Source organism: Paracoccus sp. (in: a-proteobacteria), assembly GCF_030536915.1.
Classification (GTDB): domain Bacteria; phylum Pseudomonadota; class Alphaproteobacteria; order Rhodobacterales; family Rhodobacteraceae; genus Paracoccus.
Genome location: NZ_JAUNPC010000017.1, coordinates 3,877 through 22,562 on the forward strand (window position 1 = coordinate 3,877; position 18,686 = coordinate 22,562).

The window sequence follows — 18,686 nt, forward strand, 5'->3', positions numbered from 1 at the left end:
ACCACGCCGCCGCCGCCCCCGATCACGAAGCCGTCGCGGGTCGCGTCGAAGGGACGCGAGGCCGTTTCCGGCGCGTCGTTGTATTTGGATGACATTGCCCCCATCGCGTCGAACAGGCAGGAGAGGGTCCAGTCCAGTTCCTCGCCGCCGCCCGCGAAGACGATGTCCTGCTTGCCCATCTGGATCAGCTCGGTCCCGTTGCCGATGCAATGGGCCGAGGTCGAGCAGGCCGAGGTGATCGAATAGTTCACGCCCTTGATCGAAAACGGCGTCGCAAGGCAGGCCGAGTTGGTCGAGGACATGCAGCGGGTGACCATGAACGGCCCCATGCGCTTGGGCGCGCCCTTTTCCACGACGATCTGGTGGGCGTTGAAGAAGTTGGACGTGGACGGCCCGCCCGAACCCATCACCAGCCCGGTGCGCGGGTTCGAGACGTCGCCGGGTTCCAGCCCCGAATCCGCGACGGCCTGCTGCATGGCGATGAAGTTCCAGGCCGCCCCTTCGCCCATGAAGCGAAGGTCGCGCTTGTCCACATGGGCGGCGATGTCGATGGTCGGACGCCCCTCGACCTGGCTGCGGAAGCCGCGCTCGGCGTATTGGGGCGAGAAGACGATGCCGGACCGGCCCGTGCGCAGGCTGTCGGTGACCTCAGTGGCATTGTTGCCGATGGGCGAGACGATCCCCAGCCCGGTGATGACGACGCGGCGCATGATGCAGCCCTCCTTCGGTTCAGCTCTCGGAAAGAGCGACCTTCATGTCCTTGACCTGGTAGATGACCTCGCCATCGGCTTCCACGATGCCGTCGGCCACGCCCATGGTCAGCCGGCGGGTCTGCACGGCCTTGGTGAAATCGACCTTGTAGGTCAAAAGCTTGCGGTCGGGCCGGACCATGCCGGTCAGCTTGACCTCGCCCACGCCCAGCGCATAGCCGCGCCCCTTCCAGCCGCGCCAGCCCAGGTTGAAGCCGGTCAGCTGCCACAGCCCGTCAAGGCCGAGGCAGCCCGGCATGATCGGGTTGCCGGGGAAGTGGCAGGCGAAGAACCACAACTCGGGGGTGATGTCGAACTCGGCCACGACATGGCCCTTGCCATGGGCGCCGCCGTCCTCGCTGATGTCGGTGATGCGGTCCATCATCAGCATCGGGGGTTCGGGAAGCTGCGCGTTGCCGGGGCCGAACAGCTCGCCCCGCGCGCAGGCCAGAAGGTCGCCCTTGTCGAAGCGGGTCTGTTCCATCGCCATGCGGTCTGGTCCTGTCTGTGGCGCCGGCCTGTCCGCCGGCTTTTCCCGCGTCTATCATCCGGGCGGCAAACCGCGCAAGCAGGCGAGGGCGCCTTGGCCCTGTCCCCGAAACATTGCGCGCAACCAAGCCGAAGGTGGCAGAGCGCACAGGATTTGATCGCATTTCCGCACAAAGATTGCGCAAGGCGGTTGTAGCCTGACGCGCTCTGGGATTATTCCGCGCGCCGTATACCCACAATGGCGGGACGGACATGGCGCGCATCGACGAGAAACTTCAGCACATCCTGACCACGGTCATGGAACGCAACGCGGGCGAGCCCGAATTCCACCAGGCCGTGATCGAGGTCATGGAAAGCCTTGGCCGCGTCGTCGCCAAGCACCCCGAATACCTGGAGGAAGGCCTGATCGAGCGCATCTGCGAGCCCGAGCGCCAGATCATCTTCCGCGTGCCGTGGATCGACGACCAGGACCGCGTCCAGATCAACCGCGGCTTCCGGGTCCAGTTCAACTCGGCCCTCGGCCCCTACAAGGGGGGCATCCGCTTCCATCCTTCGGTGAACGTGGGCATCATCAAGTTCCTCGGCTTCGAGCAGACCTTCAAGAACGCGCTGACCACCATGCCCATCGGCGGCGGCAAGGGCGGGTCCGACTTCGACCCCAAGGGCCGCAGCGACCGCGAGATCATGCGCTTCTGCCAGTCCTTCATGCTGGAACTGCACCGCCACCTCGGCGAATACACTGACGTCCCCGCGGGTGACATCGGCGTGGGCGGGCGCGAGATCGGCTACATGTTCGGGCAATACAAGCGCCTGACCAACCGCTACGAGGCGGGCGTTCTGACCGGCAAGGGCCTTTCCTACGGCGGCTCGCGCGCGCGCCCCGAGGCCACGGGCTACGGCACCGTCTTCTTCGTGCGCTCGATGCTGAAGGCCATGGGCGAGGATTTCGAGGGCCGCACCGCCGTCGTCTCGGGTTCGGGCAATGTCGCGACCTTTGCCATCGAGAAGCTGCAGGAATACGGCGCCAAGGTCGTCGCCTGTTCCGATTCCAGCGGCTATGTCGTGGATGAGAACGGCATCGACCTCGACCTCCTGCGCGAGATCAAGGAAAAGCGCCGCGGCCGGATTTCCGAATACGCCCGCATCAAGGGAACGGGAACCTATTTCATCGAGGCCGGCAAGGGCGCGATCTGGGACGTCCCCTGCCAGATCGCGCTGCCCTGCGCGACCCAGAACGAACTGAACGGCCGGCATGCCAAGACCCTGATCAGGAACGGGGTCCGGGTCGTGGCCGAGGGCGCCAACATGCCCTGCACCCCCGACGCCGTGGATGCCCTGCGCCGGGGCGACGTGCTTTACGCGCCCGGCAAGGCCGCGAATGCGGGCGGGGTCGCCACCTCGGCGCTGGAAATGCAGCAGAACGCCTCGCGCGACAGCTGGACCTTCGAGGAGACGGTCGAGCGTCTGGACGACATCATGACCAACATCCACGACATCTGCGCCGAGACGGCCGAGGAATACGGCGCCCCCGGCGACTATGTCCTTGGTGCCAACATCGCGGGCTTCGTCCGCGTGGCCGAGGCGATGCGCGCGTTGGGCGTCATCTGACCTGCACTGTCCGCGGCCCCAACGGGCTTCGGACGGTTTCCAAATATCCTCGGGGGTGATTGGCATCGCAGATGCCAGAGGGGGCAGACAGCCCCCTTCCTTCCCTTGCCGTCAGGACCGCGTCAGAACCATTGCCCCGGTTCCATCAGCCCCTGTTCCATCAACTGCTGCGAGGTCCAGCGGAAGGGTTCCGAGTTGCGCCAGGTGAAATCCCGGATCTGCTCGCGCGAGCCGGGGTTGCGGGCCAGCGCCTTGGCCACCCGGAAGGACGCCACCGCCGCTGTCAGGTTGTTGTGCCAGGGACAGGCATAGGTGTTGTATTCCTCGATCGACAGCCGGTGATCGGGCAGTAGCCGCAGGTCCTTTTCCGTGCGGAACAGGGCGATGCGGTCGATGCGGCGGCGGTCGGGGGGCAGGTGCTCCTCCAGCCGCCAGCGCAGCCCGCCGTAGAAGTCGAGTTGCCGGTCCTTGACCCCCCCGCTGCGGTCGGGCCGTCCCAGCGCGTAATAGCCGGTGCGGTCGAACATCGCCTCGTCCATGCTGACGGCGTTCGGATAGCGGCCCAGGTCGGGGGCATAAAGGTCGATCACATAGGTCAGCATCCCCCGCCTGCGTTCCTCGGCATGGAAGGCCAGCATCTCGCCCACGGCGCGGGTTTCCGAAAAGGGATAGAACAGGAACTCGGCGTTGTAGCCGTAATAAAGCCAGGTGTCGGCGGGAACAGCGGGGATCACCGCATTGACGGACCGGGCATGGGCGCCGCCCGCGCGGACATCGAACAGAAGGTTCAGCACCCGTCCCTTGGGATCGTCCGGTAGGTCGGAGGGCGGCAGGGGCTCGGGCGACAGCGCGAGGATCTTCCTGAAGCCCAGGGCCATGTGATGGGCCAGGGTCGCCGCGACCTCGATGCCATCCTCGATCAGGATGACGGCAATGGGGCCGCGCCGCAGATGCTCGCCGGGGTTGGCGAGAAAGGTCTCCAGCGGGACGGGCCGCCGGGGCGCGGCCGGGACCTCGGTCCGGGCGGGTGCCGGCGCGGCGGGGGCGACCTCCTTCAGCCCCAGCGGATCGCTGGGGTCGGGGCGGATATGGGGGGTGGCGTCGTTCACCGCAGCACCGCTCGGACCTGCTCCAGCGCGGATCGCAGCATCGCGGGGCTGCTGGAGGCTGCGGCGACGATGGTTTTCAGAGATTCCCGCTGCGCAGGGTCGAGATTGCTGTTGTCGATCAGCGCCGCGACCTCAGCGGCGTTGAAGCCTTCGGGTGTCAGCAGGCGGTCGATCCCGATCGCTTCGCGGGCGGCTTCCGTCGCATCGCTGACGGCGGCCCCCGCCGCGCGCGCCGCCGAACCGGCAGCCTCGGCCGCGGTGGCGGTGTCCTGCGGATCGCGGGCAGCGTTGGCATCAGCCTCGGCCGCGGCGTCGGCGGCATCCGCGGCGGCCCGGATGGCGGCTTCGGCGGCAGCCTGCGCTTCGCGTGCGGCGTCGTCCAGCGGCGGAATGGCGGTGCCCTCGGCCGCCTTCGAGGCCTCGGCGGCCACATCGGCCGCGACGGCGGCGGCATCGGCGGCAGCATCCGCGGCGCTGCCTGCGGCCGCTGCCGCATCCCCGGCGGCGGCGCTTGCCGCAGGGTCCGGCGCGGCGGCCGGGGCAGGAACCGGCGCCACCGCTTCCGGCGCGGCGGGCTGGCGCGACTGCCATTGCCAGAAGAAAGTGCCGCCCAGCAGGACGGCCAGCACGAGAATCAGGCCGGCAAGACGTGACATCGCAAAGACCTCGCTGAAATCCCACAGGTGCCCTGCCTGCACCGCATCGGCGCGCCGGCGAAGGCCCGGAACCCTATCGCACAGCTTCCGTGACGGGAAAACCCGCCGCAATCGCCAAGGCGGCCCCTCAAGACAGTTGAAACGGGATTGCCGGTTGATTATTTCGTGAAGGAAATCTTCAACCATGCAAGGATTACGCCCATAGCCCGCAGACCGCACAACGCTCCGCCCACCCGTGACACCGGACCGCGCACCAATGACCGCATCCGGGTTCCCGAAATCCGCCTGATCGGTGCGGAGGGGGAAAACATCGGGGTGGTGACACCCGCCCGTGGCATGGCGCTTGCCGAAGAAGCGGGGCTGGATCTGGTCGAGATCTCGCCCAACGCCGTCCCGCCGGTCTGCAAGATCATGGACCTCGGCAAGTTCAAGTATGAACAGCAGAAGCGCGAGGCCGAGGCGCGCAAGAAGCAGAAGACCATCGAGGTCAAGGAAATCAAGTTCCGCCCCGGCACCGACGACCATGACTATGATGTCAAGATGCGCTCGGTGAAGCGGTTCCTTGAGGAAGGCGACAAGGTGAAAGTCACCCTGCGCTTCCGCGGCCGCGAGATGGCGCACCAGAACCTCGGCATGGAACTGCTGAACCGCGTCCGCGACGAGGTGGGTGAGGCCGGCAAGGTCGAATCCATGCCCAAGCTGGAAGGCCGGCAGATGGTGATGATGATCGCGCCGCGCTGAGGCTGCGGGTCATAGCGGATGAACGGCCCGCCCCTCGGGGCGGGTTTTTTTGCGTCAGCGGGGGCTGGAATGGATCGGGTCGGTTGCATCGTGGTGGGCGCGGGCGTCGTGGGGCTTGCCATTGCGCGCGCCCTGGCCCTGCGCGGGATCGAGGTCGTCATCGTCGAAAAGGCCGATGCCATCGGCACCGAGACCAGTTCCAGAAACTCCGAGGTGATCCACGCCGGGATCTACTACGCCCCCGGCAGCCTCAAGGCGCGGCTTTGCGGCCGGGGCAGGGGGATGCTTTACGATTATGCCGCCCGGCGCGGTGTGCCGCACCGGCGCTGCGGCAAGCTGATCGTGGCGACCGCGCCGGGGCAATTGGCGATGCTGGAGGAGATCGCCGGCCATGCGGCGGCGAATGACGTCGCGTTGCAGATGCTGACGGGCGCGCAGGCGATGGCGCTGGAACCGGCGCTCTCCTGCCACGGGGCGCTGATGTCGCCGGAAACCGGGATCGTGGACAGCCACGCGCTGATGGCGGCGCTGCTGGCGGATGCCGAGGCCGCCGGGGCGTCACTGGCGCTTGGCACGGGCGTGGTTGCGATCAGCCCCGCGGGACGGGGCTTTGCCGTGGAAACCGAGGCTGCCGGGGAACGCTTCACCCTTGCCGCCGATGCGGTGGTGAACGCGGCGGGGCTCTGGGCCTCGCAGGTGGCGCAGGGGGTGCAGGGACTTGATCCGGCCCATGTGCCCGTGACCCGCTATGCGCGCGGCAGCTATTACGCGCTGCCGGGCAGGCCCGCCTTCTCTCGCCTGATCTATCCGGTGCCCGAGCCGGGCGGGTTGGGGGTCCACCTGACGCTGGACCTGGGCGGCGCGATGCGATTCGGTCCGGATGTCGAGTGGATCGACGGGATCGACTATCGCGTGAATCCCGACCGGCAGGCGCATTTCGAAGCCGAGATCCGCCGCTACTGGCCGGGCCTGCCCGCAGGCGCACTGGCGCCGACCTATTGCGGCATCCGTCCCAAGATCAGCGGACCCGGAGAGCCTGCCGCCGATTTCCACATCGACGGGCCGGAAACCCATGGCATCCCCGGCCTCGTCAACCTGTTCGGCATCGAAAGCCCCGGCCTGACCTCATCGCTGGCCATCGCCGAGGAGGTCGCGGCGCGGCTGGATCAGATCCCGGCCTCGGCCGCGACCTGAGCCGCCGACTTGCGGCCGCGCTCGGTGGCCGATTTCAACTGCCCGCAGGCGGCCATGATGTCCTCGCCCCGCGGCGTGCGGATCGGGCTGGCGTAGCCCGCCTTGTAGATGATGTCGGCAAAGGCCTCGATCCGTTCCCAGCTTGACCGCTTGTAGGGCGCACCCGGCCATTCGTTGAAGGGGATCAGGTTGATCTTGGCCGGGATGCCCCGGATCAGCTTGATCAGGCGGCGGGCGTCCTCGTCGCTATCGTTCACGCCGTCCAGCATCACGTATTCAAAGGTGATCCGCTCGCTGTTCGAGAGCCGAGGATATTCCCGCAGGGCGCCTAGCAGTTCCGCGATGTTCCAGCGCTTGTTGATCGGTACCAGCCGGTCCCGCACCGGGTCGGTGGTGGCATGGAAGCTGACCGCCAACTGGCAGCCGATCTCCTCGGCCGTCCGGGCGATCTCGGGCACGACGCCCGAGGTGGACAGCGTGATGCGGCGGCGCGACAGCGACAGCCCCTCGCCGTCCATTACCACCTTCATCGCGTCCCGCACGTTGTCGAAGTTGTAAAGCGGCTCGCCCATGCCCATCAGCACGAGGTTCGACACCAGCCGCGTCTCGTCCTTGGGCGCGCCGGGTTCCGGCCATTCGCCCAGATCGTCGCGCACGACCATCAACTGGCCCACGATCTCGCCTGCCGTCAGGTTCCGCACCAGCTTCTGCGTGCCGGTGTGGCAGAAGGAACAGGTCAGAGTGCAGCCGACCTGCGACGACACGCAGAGCGTCCCGCGGCCTTCCTCGGGGATATAGACCGTCTCGACCTCATGCCCGCCAGCGATCCGCAGCAGGTATTTGCGGGTGCCGTCGTCCGAGATCTGGCGCGTCACGACCTCGGGCAGGGCGATCTCGAACCGTTCCGCCAGAAAGGCGCGGTAGTCCTTGGCAAGATTCGTCATCGCACCGAAGTCGCGCAGGCCCCAGTGATAGACCCATTGCCAGATCTGGCCTACGCGCATCCGCGCCTGACGCTCGGGCGTTCCTGCCTCGACCAGGGCGGCGCGCAACTGCTCGCGCGTCAGCCCGACGATGTTGACGCGCCCGCCGGATTCCGGCCTGCGCGGGATCGTCCGCAGGTCCTGCACGATCGGCGCATCGGCGCGGGCTTCGGGAACAAGCGTCGTCATGGGCGGAAAATCCCTGCGGGTTGGAAAGAGAAAGGGGCCGCACCCAGATGGGGCGGCCCCGGCCATATCACAAGTGACGCAAGGACGCAGCCGCGATCAGCGGCAGTTGTCGCGCGCCGAGTTCGTCATCGCGGTGATTCCCGATAGCGAGAAGGTGTCCGACGTGTTGGTGCCACGGCTGGACCTGCCCTTGATGACCACTTCCGACCCTGCCCGCAGGGCCGAGATCAGCTTGGCATCCTCGTCGGGCGAACCGGTCCAGGCATTCTCGCCCTCGGTGAACAGCTTGAAGGTCTGGCCGCCGACGCTCACGTCCACGGTGGAATCGGGGGCAAAGGGATAGCCACCCTGGAACGACACCTCGCCGTTCTGGCCGGGACGATAGGCGACATACAGGCGGATGTCGCTGCGCGTCACCTCGCGCGGGTTGCCCTCGGCGTCGGTGTTGCGGGTGGACTTGGGCGGAGAGACGGCCCAGCATTCCTTGGGGTCGTCGCCGATGAACGCGGTCCAGTCCCCCTGGCTGCCCAACACCCTCGGCTCGGCCGCAAGCGCGGGGGCGGCAACCGCCATCAGCGCGGCGGCCACAAAGCCGAGGTTGAAGATGGATTTCGTCATGCTCTCGTGCCCTCTTGCTGCCCCGGTTAAGGCCCGGGTTGTCACGGATCGGTGGTCTTGCGACCGGATGGGCCTTAGATAACCGGAAAGCAAGGGACGGCAAAACCCCTGCGGACGGAAATCGCGCATTTGTCAAAGGGCTGGATGATGGCGGCAGTCGATCTGATCGAATTCTGGCGGGGCGGCCTGCGGGAAAGCGTCCACCGCGGCCATGCGGTGGTCTGGGACCGCGGCGGGATGGTCGCCGCCTGGGGCGATCCCGATGCGGTGATCTTTCCGCGGTCCTCCTGCAAGATGATCCAGGCGCTGCCCCTGCTGGAAAGCGGCGCGGCGGATGCGGCGGGCCTTGGACCTCGGCAACTGGCGCTGGCCTGCGCCTCGCACAGCGGCGCGCGGATGCATGCCGAAGGGGTGCGGGACTGGCTGCACGGGCTGGGCCTGGGCGAGGGCGATCTGCGCTGCGGCACGCACATGCCCTGGGACGCGGCGGAAAACCGGCGCCTGACCTGTTTGGACGAGGCGCCCTGCCAGTTCCACAACAACTGCTCGGGCAAGCACGCGGGCTTCCTGACCTGGAACCGCCACCACAAGGGCACTGCCGAGTATCACCTGCCCGAGCATCCGCTGCAGCAGGCGATCCGGGCCGCGACCGAGGAGGTCACGGGCGAAACCATCGCCGGTCTCGGCATCGACGGCTGCTCGGCCCCGAACTTCGCGGTCTCGGTCGCCGGGCTGGCCCGCGCGATGGCGGGCTTTGCCTCGCCCGCCGCGGACGGGCGCGGCCGCGCCATGCGGCGGCTGACCGAGGCGATGGCGATGCACCCCGAACTTGTCGCGGGCGAGGGGCGGGCCTGCACCGACCTGATGCGGGCCATGGGTGGCCGCGTCGCGGTCAAGACCGGGGCCGAGGCGGTCTTTGTCGCCATCGCGCCGGAACGGGGCCTCGGCATCGCGCTGAAGGTCACGGACGGCGGCACGCGGGGGTCCGAGGCCGCCATCACCGCGCTGCTGGTCCATCACGGTCTTCTGGATGCCAACCATCCGGCGGTCGGCAAATACCTGACCGGCCCGATCCGCAACTGGCGCGGAACCGAGGTCGCGGAGCGGCGGCTGGCAGAGGGATTCGCGGATCTCTGACGGTGGCTTTCAGGCCATCTGCCACAGCAGGCGCAGCGCCAGCGCCGTCGAGGTGACGACCAGCAGCGGCTTGATGACCCGCGCGCCCACCCGCATCGCCAGCCGCGCCCCGATCCAGGCGCCAAGGATCTGCCCCGCGCCCATCAGCAGCCCCACCATCCACAAGGGGCTGCCGGCGAGCGCAAAGACGGCCAACCCGCCGATGTTCGAGGCGAAGTTCAGAAGCTTGGTATGGGCCGTGGCCTTGAGGATGCCGAAGCCCCCCAGCGTGACGAAGGCCAGCATGTAGAACGCCCCCGCCCCCGGCCCGATCAGCCCGTCGTAAAAGCCGATGGCCGGCACCGCCGTCAGCGCGAACAGCGCGGGCGTCAGCCGCGCCGTGCGGTCGAGGTCGTTCAGCCCCGGCTTCAGCGCGAAGAACAGCGCGATGCCGATCAGCACGACGGGCAGGAAGATCCGCAGCAGATCGGTCGGCAGGCTGCTGACAAGCGCCGCGCCCGCGCCCCCTGCGGCAAAGGCCAGCGCCGCCGTCGGCAACTGCCGGCGCAGGTCCACAAGGCCGCTGCGGGCGTAGCTGGCCGCCGCCGTGGCCGCGCCGAAGCTGCCCTGCACCTTGTTGGTCGCAAGCGCCTGGTCCGGGGGAACGCCCGCCAGCATCAGCACTGGAACGGTGATCAGCCCGCCGCCGCCCGCGATCGAATCGACAAAGCCGGCGGCGACGGCCGCCGCCACCAAGGCCGCGATCAGGGACGGGTCCATCCAGAAATCAGTTCAGGCCGTGCTGCAGCGGATAGCGGCCGTTCTCGAACTCGCCGAAAAGGGCGATCAGTTCGGGATGTTCCAGCGGCTCGCCCGAGGGATCGGGCAGCAGGTTCTGTTCGGACACATAGGCGATGTAATAGGTCGCCTCGGTCTCGGCATAAAGGTGGTAGTAGGGCTGGTCCCTGGAGGGACGGCAATCCTCGGGGATGGACTGGTACCATTCCTCGGTGTTCGAGAACTGCGGGTCCACGTCGAAGACCACCCCGCGAAAGGGATGTTCACGATGACGGACCACCTGCCCGATGTTGTATTTCGCAAGTCGCATCCGGTTTTCCCGGTTCCTGTGTGCAAAGCTGTCTTAACGCGCAGGCCATCGCGAGTAAATCGCCGCGCGTGTCGACCTTACATCAAATGTCCCGGAACCGCCACCATGCCGCAGGGTCAGAAGACCAGCGGGCGGCTTTCCCCATCCTCAAGCACCCACAACCCCCGGTCATCCAGGCGCATGGCGGTCAGCGGCCCGCCGTCGCCCGCGCCGGTGTCGATGTTGACGCGGTTGCCGTAATGGGTGGGCCGCCGGACCGGGGTATGACCGTGCACGACCAGAACGCCGTGGTCGCGCCGGTCGTCGTGAAAGGGCTTTCTGATCCACAGCAGATCATCCTCGACTTGGGCACGCAGGTCGATGCCGGGCCGGATGCCGGCATGGACAAAGAGGGCGTGCCGGCCGAGATACCATGCCGGAAGCCCCTGCAGCCAGCGGGCGTGATCGGGGGGCACGGCGGCCAGCGCCTCGGCATGGACCTCGTCCAGTGGGCGGCTGGCCGCATCGGCCACCCCGTAGGACGCCAGCGCCGCCTCGGCGCCGACATCGCGGGCGATCCAGTCCTTCTGCTCGGCTGCGCGCGGGTCGACCCAGCGGGGATCGCGCAGGAAGTTCGGCAGCGCCCGGTCGTGGTTGCCCTTCAGCACGATCCAGTTCCGGCCCCGCGCCTGTCCGTCCATCAGGAACTCGACTACTCCGCGCGAATCCGGCCCCTTGTCGATCAGGTCGCCCAGATGGACGACCAGCGCATTCCCGCCGGCGTCCTGCTCGATGCGCTCATGCGCCTCGCGCAGCCGCTCAAGCTGGCCGTGAATGTCGCCAATGGCATGGATTCGCATGAACCGTCCCGTGAAGCTCCCCGGCCAACGGATCGGCCGGGGAGGGGGTTCCGTCAGACCTCGAAGCGCAGCGGGCGGACCTGGATGAACTTGCCGGTGGCCAGCAGCGCCTCGCGGACGTTGTCGCGCAGCGGCTCGTCGAGGTAGGTGATGGCGATGGCGTCGCCCCCGTTCGCCGCCCGGCCCAGCGAGAAGTTCGCCATGTTGACGCCAAGGCCCCCCAGCGTCATCCCCAAGGCCCCGATGACCCCCGGCACGTCCTTGTTGCGGGTGTACATCATGTGCTCGCCGATCTCGGCATCGACGTTGATGCCCCGGATCTGGATGAAGCGCGGCTTGCCGTCGCTGAAGACCGTGCCCGCGATCGACCGCTCGCGGTCGCCCGAAACCATCGTGACCTTGATGTAGCCGTCATAGACGCCCGACTTGTCCTGCGTGGTCGTGGCGATGTGGATGCCGCGTTCCTTGGCCATGACGGGGGCCGAGACCATGTTCACGTCCGGGTTCGCCGCCTTCATCACCCCCGCGATCACGGCGGCGTTCAGCGCCTGGAGGTTCATCCCCAAGGCCACGCCATCATACAGGATGTTGACCGCCGTGATCGGCTCGTCCGTCATCTGGCCGACAAAGGCGCCGAGATGCCCCGCCAGCTTGATCCACGGCCCCATGACCGCCGCTTCCTCGGCCGTGACCGAGGGCATGTTCAGCGCGTTCTGCACCGCACCCGTCAGCAGGTAGTCGGCCATCTGTTCGGCCACCTGCAGGGCCACGTTCTCCTGCGCCTCGGTGGTGGATGCGCCGAGATGCGGCGTCACGACCACGTTCGGCAGGCCGAAGAGCGGGCTTTCCGTGGCGGGCTCGGTGGCGAAGACATCGAGGGCCGCGCCCGCGACATGGCCTGACTTGAGCAGTTCGGCCAGCGCCGCCTCGTCGATCAGCCCGCCGCGGGCAGCGTTGATGATGCGGACGCCCTTCTTCGTCCTGGAAAGGTTTTCCGCCGACAGGATGTTGCGGGTCTTGTCCGTCAGGGGCACGTGCAGGGTGATGAAGTCGGCCTTGGCCAGCAGCTCGTCCAGCTCGACCTTGGTCGCGCCCAGATCCTTGGCCCGCTCTTCCGACAGGAAGGGGTCGTAAGCCAGCACCTTCATGTGCAGCCCCCGCGCCCGGTCGATGACGATGCCGCCGATGTTGCCCGCACCGATCACGCCCAGCGTCTTGTTGAACAATTCCACGCCCATGAAGCGGTTCTTTTCCCACTTGCCGGCGTGGGTCGAGACGTTCGCCTCGGGCAGTTGCCGCGCGACCGCGAACATCAGCGCGATGGCGTGCTCGGCGGTAGTGACGCTGTTGCCGAAGGGCGTGTTCATCACGATCACGCCCTTCTTCGAGGCGGCCGGGATATCGACGTTATCGACGCCGATGCCGGCGCGGCCGATGACCTTCAGCTTGGTCGCGCGCTCCAGCAGCTTCTCGGTGACCTTGGTGGCCGAGCGGATCGCCAGCCCGTCATACTCGCCGATGATCTCGGCCAGCTTCTCCTTGTCCTTGCCGACATCGGGCAGATAGTCGACCTCGACCCCGCGGTCGCGGAAGATCTGGACAGCGGTTTCGGAAAGCTTGTCGGAAACCAGAACCTTGGGTGCCATGTGGGTTCGTCCCATGTGAGATGTGGGGAAGTGGTGCGTGCCGAGCACGCACCCTGTGGGGAGGGCAGGGTGCGTGGTTCCCACGCACCGCCAGGCGTCAGCCCTGCGCGGACAGTTCCTGCTGGAACGCCCATTCGATCCAGGGCATCAGCGCTTGCACGTCCGCCGTCTCGATGGTCGAGCCGCACCAGATCCGCAGCCCCGCCGGCGCGTCCCGATAGGCGCCGAGGTCAAGCCCCGCGCTTTCCTTTTCCAGCCGCTTGGCCACCGCCTTGGCAAAACCCGCGGCATCCTTGATCCGCGGATCGGTGAAGCGCAGGCAGACCGAGGTGGTCGAGGCTGTCGCCGGATCCTCGGCGAGATTGGCGATCCAGTCGTGCTCGGCCACGAAATCGGCCACGACCCTGGCGTTGGCGTCAGCCCGGGCGATCAGGCCCTTCAGCCCGCCCGTGGACTTGGCCCAGTTCAGCGCCACGATGTAATCCTCGACGCAGAGCATGGACGGCGTGTTGATCGTCTCGCCCTTGAAGATGCCTTCGATCAGCTTGCCGCCCTTGGTCAGGCGGAAGATCTTGGGCAGCGGACGGTCGGGGGTATAGCTTTCCAGCCGAAGGGCGGCGCGCGGCGACAGGATCAGGACGCCATGCCCGCCTTCGCCCCCCAGCGCCTTCTGCCACGAGAAGGTCACCACATCCAGCTTGTCCCAGGGCAGGTCCATCGCAAAGGCCGCGCTGGTCGCATCACAGATGGTCAGTCCCTGCCGGTCTGCCGGAATCGCGTTTCCGTTCGGCACCCGCACGCCCGAGGTCGTGCCGTTCCAGGTAAAAACGACATCCTTGTCGAAATCGACCTGCGTGAAATCGACGATCTGCCCGTAATCGGCGCGGCGCACGGACGCGTCCAGCTTCAACTGCTTGACCGCATCCGTGACCCAGCCCTCGCCGAAGCTTTCCCAGGCCAGCACCTCGACGGGGCGTGCGCCCAGCATGGTCCACATGGCCATCTCGACCGCGCCGGTGTCCGAACCGGGGACAATGCCGATGCGATAGTCGGCCGGAACCTCCAGCACCTCGCGCGTGAGGTCGATGGCCTGCGCGAGCTTGTTCTTGCCCACAACGGCGCGGTGCGAGCGGCCCAACGGCGCGTCGCTCAGCATGTCCAGGGAAAATCCGGGGATCTTGGCGCAGGGGCCGGACGAAAAACGCGGATTGGCCGGCCGCGCGGCCGGGGTCGTGATATCGAACATGGTTAGCCTTCCAGCTAAAAAGCCCCTCGTTGGGGAGGGGTGTCCCACGACAACAGATACGCCCCGACCTGGACCCGCGCAAGTCCGGGGATGCTGGTCGGCGGCGGAAATACTGCGTAAGTCCCACCCAACCATCGAAGGGGCCGCCATGTACACCATCAGCATTCTCGCCTCGCCCGCGCGCGCCGATCTTGACGACGACACGATCGTGGCGCTGCAGCGGCGCTGGGGCGGGGGCCATGCGATCTGGCTCGATCACGGGACGGCGGCCGAGTTCGCGGTCGAGGCGCCGCCTGCCGATTTCGACGAAGCCTGGGCGCAGCTTGACGGGCGCGGCTTCGACCTTGCGGTGCAGCCGGCGGCAGGGCGGCGCAAGGCGGTACTGCTGGCAGACATGGATTCGACCATGATCGGGCAGGAATGCATCGACGAGCTGGCCGACATGGCGGGCGTCGGCCCCCGCGTCGCCGCCATCACCGCCCGCGCGATGAACGGAGAACTGAACTTCCATGAATCGCTGGTCGAGCGCGTGGCGCTGCTGGAGGGGCTTCCCGATTCGGTCATCGCTCAGGTACTCGAAACCCGCATCACGCTGGCGGCCGGGGGCCCCACGCTGGTCGCCACGATGAAGGCGAACGGCGCCTGGACGGCGCTGGTCTCGGGCGGGTTCACCGCATTCACCGGGCCGGTGGCGGACCGGATCGGCTTTGACGAGCAGCGCGCGAATGTGCTGCTGTCGGACGAAAGCGGGCGGCTCAGCGGGCGGGTGGCGCTGCCAATCCTCGGGCGCGAGGCCAAGGCCGAGGCGCTGCAGGAGATCACCGCCGCGCGTGGCCTGACCGTTGCGGATGCGATCGCGGTGGGCGACGGGGCCAATGATCTGGGGATGCTGCAACTCGCCGGAACGGGCGTCGCGCTGCACGCCAAGCCCGTGGTCGCCGCCCAAGCCCCGATCCGCATCAACCACGGCGACCTGACGGCGCTGCTGTATCTGCAGGGCTATGGGCGGGACGAGTTCGTGGCGGGCTAAGGCCGGATCACGGCGCCAGAGCGGCCACGGTATCCGCCGCCGGTCGCGCGACCGCGCGGGCGCAGCCGGTGCCGGCCCAATGCGCGCCGTAGCTCGTGGTTCCCTGCGCCCGCGCTGCCGCGTCCAGCGCCTTTCCCGCTGCGTAGGTCACCGGATAGCCTGGGCTTTCCGCATCGGGAATCGCGGAAAACGCGTTCGCGCAGCAGCGTGCCGGCCGTCCCGAGATCGCCCTGGTCATCACCGTTTCACCACCCTCCAGCGCCATGCGGTGGGCCTGCGACGTTGCGGCCTCGGGTGCCCGCAGGAAGGCCGTGCCGCATTGCACCGCCACCGCCCCGGCGCCCAGTGCCGCAAGGGTATCGGCGCGGTCCATGATTGCGCCGGCCGCGATAACCGGCAGGCCCAGCGGGGCGATCCGGCCGACCAGCGCCAGCGTGTCCAGCCGCTCATCGGGGCCGTCGGGGTCGAAGATCCCCCGGTGGCCGCCCGCCTGCCAGCCCTGCGCCACGATCAGGTCCAGCCCGGCATCGCGGATCAGCCCGGCTTCGCGGGTGCTGGTGGCCGTTGCGCCCAGAAGGCAGCCGTGCTGGCGCAGCGCCTCGATCTGCTCGGGCCGCGGCAGGCCGAAATGGAAGGTGACAAGAGCGGGCGGGGCAGTCAGCACCGCTTCCAGCAACTCGTCGCTTTCCAGAACGCTCGGATAGCGCGGCAGCAGCGTTGCCGGAGGCGTGGCGCCGAAGCGCTGGAAATGCGGCGCGAGCTGGCCCAGCCAACGGGCCTCGGCGGCAGGATCGCGTTGCTGCGGCTGGTGGCAGAAAAGGTTTACGCCGAAAGGCCGCGAGGTCAGCCTGCACGTCTCGGCAAGGGCCTCGGCCGCTTCATCGCCCGTCATGGCCGCCAGTCCGAGACTGCCGAGGCCACCCGCATTGCTGACCGCTGCTGCAAGTTCCGGCGTGGAGACTCCGGCCATCGGCGCCTGGATCACCGGCACCCGCATTCCCAATCGCGCCACGATGTCCATGCCCGCCCCGAAAACCCTTTGTGCCGCATCATGCGAGCGATGCGCCCCCTGTCCAGCCCTGCGTGGCGAGGGCGAGGTTCGGTTGCGCTGTCCATGGCACCTGCAGGCTATCCGCAAAGGACAAGGTCCGGCACCATGGCATCCCCCGGCGCTGCGGCTTTGCCGCATCCCGAGGTGCACCGATCACAGGGCCGATGTTCCGCCGCGCAGGACATGGCCTAGGGCTGCACCTTGGGGTTTTCCCGCATGGACAGCCCGGTCAAGCCTTTCAGGGCGCGAGCAGCCCGGTGCTGCGAAAGCTCAACTCGCGGCTTTTCCCGATGATGAGATGGTCGTGGACGGTGATCCCCATCGTGCCCGCAGCCGCGACGATCTGGCGCGTCATGTCGATGTCGGCGGCGCTGGGGGTCGGGTCGCCCGAGGGGTGGTTGTGGACAAGGATCATGGCGCTGGCGTTCAGGTCCAGCGCCCGGCGCACGATCTCGCGCGGGTAGACCGGAACGTGGTCCACCGTGCCGCGTGCCTGTTCGTCGTCGGCGATCAGGACGTTCTTGCGGTCGAGGTAAAGCACCCGGAACTGTTCTATCGCGCCATGCGCCATGGTGGTGTGGCAGTAATCCAGCAGCGCGTCCCAGCTTGTCAGGACCGGACGGTTGATGACCTTCGACCGGGCAAGCCGCTGGGCTGCGGCCTCGACGATCTTCAGTTCGGCGATGATGGCGGGCCCGACGCCCTCTACCTGCGTCAATTGCACCGGATCGGCTGACAGCACCCGGTTGAAATCGCCGAAACGGTCAAGCAGCCGCCGCGCCACCGGCTTCATGTCCTGGCGCGGCACGGCGCGGAACAGCACCAGTTCCAGCAGCTCATATTCGGGCATCGCCGCGGCCCCGCCCTGCATGAAGCGGTCGCGCAGCCGGGCGCGATGGTCGGCGATATAGCTGGGCAGGCGCGGCGCCTTGCCCGGGGGCGCGGCCGGGGGGGGAACGGGAAGGCAGTCATCCTCGGCCGGGACGAACCCGAACAGCGAGGGCGATGCTTCCTGAAAGGCACGATTCGCGGTCATGCCCCAAGCCTGCCCCACCCCGGTTAACATGGGGTTAAGACAGGCCGGAACCCGTCAGGCCCCCAAGCCTTCCCAGAAACCCTTGATCTTGGAAAAGAAGCTCGCCGTCTGCGGATGGTTGTCGGCGGCAATGCCCTCGAACTCGCGCAGCAGTTCCTTCTGCCGCGCGGTCAGGTTCACGGGGGTTTCCACAACCAGCTCGATCACCATGTCGCCCGGCTCGCCGTTCAGGCCCGCGCCGTGGCGCAGCGGCGGCATCCCCTTGCCACGCAGGCGCATCTGCCGGCCGGTCTGGCTGCCGGGGGGAACCTTGACGCGCGAGCGGCCGCCGTCGATCGTCGGCACCTCGACCTCACCCCCCAGCGCGGCGGTCGCCATGCCCACCGGCACCTGGCAGGCGAGCGTGCGGCCGTCGCGGATGAAGATCGGGTGCTCGCGCACCTCGACGAAGATATACAGGTCGCCCGAGGGACCGCCCCGCACGCCGGCCTCGCCTTCGCCCGCCAGGCGGATTCGGGTGCCGGATTCGACGCCCGCCGGGATCACGACCGACAGGCTGCGGTCCTGCGCCACGCGGCCCGCGCCCGCGCAGGACTTGCAGGGGTTCTTGACGATCTGGCCGTTGCCGCTGCAGGTCGGGCAGGTGCGCTCGACGGTGAAGAAGCCTTGGCTTGCGCGGACCTTGCCCATGCCGGAACAGGTGGGGCAGGGGGTCGGCTCGACCGCCCCCTCGGCGCCGGTGCCGTTGCACGATCCGCAGGCGACGGCGCCCGGAACGGTGATGGTCTTCTCGATGCCGCGGAAGGCTTCCTCCAGCGTCACCCGCAAGTCATAGCGCAGGTCCTGGCCACGAGTCGGACGGGTCCGGCCACCGGCACGGGCGCCCACGAACTCGCCGAAGAGATCCTCGAAGACATCCGCGAAGGCCGCGCCGAAATCGCCCTGCGGGGCGCGGCCGTTGCCGAAGCCGCCGCCCTCGAAGGCCGCATGACCGAAGCGGTCATAGGCCGCCTTGCGCTGGGGGTCCTTGAGGCATTCATAGGCCTCGTTGACCTCCTTGAACTCGGTTTCCGAGACCTTGCAGTCCGGGTTCAGGTCCGGGTGCAGCGCCTTGGCCTTGTTGCGGTAGGCCCGCTTGATCTCGTCGGCCGATGCGCCGCGAGCGATCCCCAGAATGTCATAGTAGTCGCGCTTTGCCATGGTCGTCCGTCAACCTTGGACCGTCGCGAGGGTCGGTCCTTCATGAAAAGACCGGCCCGCGGGGTGGCGCGGGCCGGT

19 protein-coding genes are annotated in these 18,686 nt (G+C 67.9%); 5 read left to right on the plus strand and 14 right to left on the minus strand.

Annotated features, from left to right (window positions below; all coding sequences use genetic code 11):
• A partial coding sequence (locus tag Q4F04_RS04770) for a beta-ketoacyl synthase N-terminal-like domain-containing protein (protein WP_303368690.1) occupies positions 1-710 on the minus strand: 710 nt, incomplete at its 3' end.
• A gap of 19 nt (positions 711-729) precedes the next feature.
• Entirely contained in the window at positions 730-1,239 is a 510-nt protein-coding gene (gene fabA, locus Q4F04_RS04775) for a bifunctional 3-hydroxydecanoyl-ACP dehydratase/trans-2-decenoyl-ACP isomerase (RefSeq protein WP_303368691.1), read from the minus strand.
• A 251-nt stretch (positions 1,240-1,490) separates the two neighbouring features.
• On the opposite strand from fabA, the gene gdhA reads away from it, so the two are divergent.
• The gene (gdhA, locus tag Q4F04_RS04780; RefSeq protein WP_303368692.1) at positions 1,491-2,846 is read left to right on the plus strand and encodes an NADP-specific glutamate dehydrogenase; all 1,356 of its coding nucleotides are present in this window, start codon (positions 1,491-1,493) and stop codon (positions 2,844-2,846) included.
• A 122-nt stretch (positions 2,847-2,968) separates the two neighbouring features.
• Here the strand turns inward: gdhA and Q4F04_RS04785 are convergent, their stop codons facing one another.
• Positions 2,969-3,829 (minus strand): glycosyltransferase family 2 protein, encoded by an 861-nt coding sequence (locus Q4F04_RS04785; RefSeq protein WP_303368726.1) that lies wholly within the window; start codon positions 3,827-3,829, stop codon positions 2,969-2,971.
• A gap of 122 nt (positions 3,830-3,951) precedes the next feature.
• Positions 3,952-4,611, minus strand: a complete 660-nt coding sequence (locus tag Q4F04_RS04790) for a hypothetical protein (protein WP_303368693.1) — start codon at positions 4,609-4,611, stop codon at positions 3,952-3,954.
• 264 nt (positions 4,612-4,875) lie between these two features.
• On the opposite strand from Q4F04_RS04790, the gene infC reads away from it, so the two are divergent.
• The gene (gene infC / locus Q4F04_RS04795; protein ID WP_368660700.1) at positions 4,876-5,352 is read left to right on the plus strand and encodes a translation initiation factor IF-3; all 477 of its coding nucleotides are present in this window, start codon (positions 4,876-4,878) and stop codon (positions 5,350-5,352) included.
• 69 nt (positions 5,353-5,421) lie between these two features.
• A complete protein-coding gene (locus Q4F04_RS04800) occupies positions 5,422-6,546 on the plus strand; it encodes an NAD(P)/FAD-dependent oxidoreductase (RefSeq protein ID WP_303368695.1) in 1,125 nt (374 codons plus the stop codon).
• Here Q4F04_RS04800 and rlmN read toward each other — a convergent pair.
• Together rlmN and Q4F04_RS04810 are read right to left on the minus strand one after the other, a co-directional pair.
• Positions 6,519-7,718 (minus strand): 23S rRNA (adenine(2503)-C(2))-methyltransferase RlmN, encoded by a 1,200-nt coding sequence (rlmN, locus tag Q4F04_RS04805; protein WP_303368696.1) that lies wholly within the window; start codon positions 7,716-7,718, stop codon positions 6,519-6,521. The two genes, Q4F04_RS04800 and rlmN, sit on opposite strands and share 28 nt — an antisense overlap.
• Positions 7,719-7,814: 96 nt before the next feature.
• The gene (locus Q4F04_RS04810) at positions 7,815-8,336 is read right to left on the minus strand and encodes an invasion associated locus B family protein (RefSeq protein ID WP_303368697.1); all 522 of its coding nucleotides are present in this window, start codon (positions 8,334-8,336) and stop codon (positions 7,815-7,817) included.
• A 147-nt stretch (positions 8,337-8,483) separates the two neighbouring features.
• On the opposite strand from Q4F04_RS04810, the gene Q4F04_RS04815 reads away from it, so the two are divergent.
• The gene (locus Q4F04_RS04815; RefSeq protein WP_303368698.1) at positions 8,484-9,473 is read left to right on the plus strand and encodes an asparaginase; all 990 of its coding nucleotides are present in this window, start codon (positions 8,484-8,486) and stop codon (positions 9,471-9,473) included.
• 9 nt (positions 9,474-9,482) lie between these two features.
• Here the strand turns inward: Q4F04_RS04815 and Q4F04_RS04820 are convergent, their stop codons facing one another.
• The 5 genes from Q4F04_RS04820 to Q4F04_RS04840 form a co-directional block, all read right to left on the minus strand.
• Positions 9,483-10,232 carry a TSUP family transporter gene (locus Q4F04_RS04820; protein ID WP_303368699.1) on the minus strand — a complete coding sequence of 250 codons (750 nt, stop codon included), beginning with the start codon at positions 10,230-10,232 and terminating at the stop codon, positions 9,483-9,485.
• A gap of 7 nt (positions 10,233-10,239) precedes the next feature.
• Positions 10,240-10,560 carry a heat shock protein HspQ gene (gene hspQ, locus Q4F04_RS04825; protein WP_303368700.1) on the minus strand — a complete coding sequence of 107 codons (321 nt, stop codon included), beginning with the start codon at positions 10,558-10,560 and terminating at the stop codon, positions 10,240-10,242.
• 116 nt (positions 10,561-10,676) lie between these two features.
• Positions 10,677-11,399, minus strand: a complete 723-nt coding sequence (locus tag Q4F04_RS04830; RefSeq protein WP_303368701.1) for a metallophosphoesterase family protein — start codon at positions 11,397-11,399, stop codon at positions 10,677-10,679.
• Positions 11,400-11,452: 53 nt separating this feature from the next.
• Positions 11,453-13,045, minus strand: a complete 1,593-nt coding sequence (gene serA / locus Q4F04_RS04835; protein WP_303368702.1) for a phosphoglycerate dehydrogenase — start codon at positions 13,043-13,045, stop codon at positions 11,453-11,455.
• Positions 13,046-13,142: 97 nt separating this feature from the next.
• Complete coding sequence (locus tag Q4F04_RS04840) at positions 13,143-14,291, minus strand: phosphoserine transaminase (RefSeq protein ID WP_303368703.1); 1,149 nt, start codon at positions 14,289-14,291, stop codon at positions 13,143-13,145.
• Between the two features lie 148 nt (positions 14,292-14,439).
• On the opposite strand from Q4F04_RS04840, the gene serB reads away from it, so the two are divergent.
• On the plus strand, positions 14,440-15,321 hold the full coding sequence (gene serB / locus Q4F04_RS04845; RefSeq protein WP_303368704.1) for a phosphoserine phosphatase SerB: 882 nt from the start codon (positions 14,440-14,442) through the stop codon (positions 15,319-15,321).
• A gap of 7 nt (positions 15,322-15,328) precedes the next feature.
• Here serB and Q4F04_RS04850 read toward each other — a convergent pair whose 3' ends face one another.
• The 3 genes from Q4F04_RS04850 to dnaJ all read right to left on the minus strand — a co-directional run bounded on the left by Q4F04_RS04850 (position 15,329) and on the right by dnaJ (position 18,608).
• Positions 15,329-16,342 (minus strand): nitronate monooxygenase family protein, encoded by a 1,014-nt coding sequence (locus Q4F04_RS04850; RefSeq protein WP_303368705.1) that lies wholly within the window; start codon positions 16,340-16,342, stop codon positions 15,329-15,331.
• Positions 16,343-16,610: 268 nt separating this feature from the next.
• Entirely contained in the window at positions 16,611-17,408 is a 798-nt protein-coding gene (gene radC / locus Q4F04_RS04855; protein WP_303368706.1) for a DNA repair protein RadC, read from the minus strand.
• Positions 17,409-17,462: 54 nt separating this feature from the next.
• Entirely contained in the window at positions 17,463-18,608 is a 1,146-nt protein-coding gene (dnaJ, locus tag Q4F04_RS04860; protein ID WP_303368707.1) for a molecular chaperone DnaJ, read from the minus strand.
• Positions 18,609-18,686 lie beyond the last annotated feature (78 nt).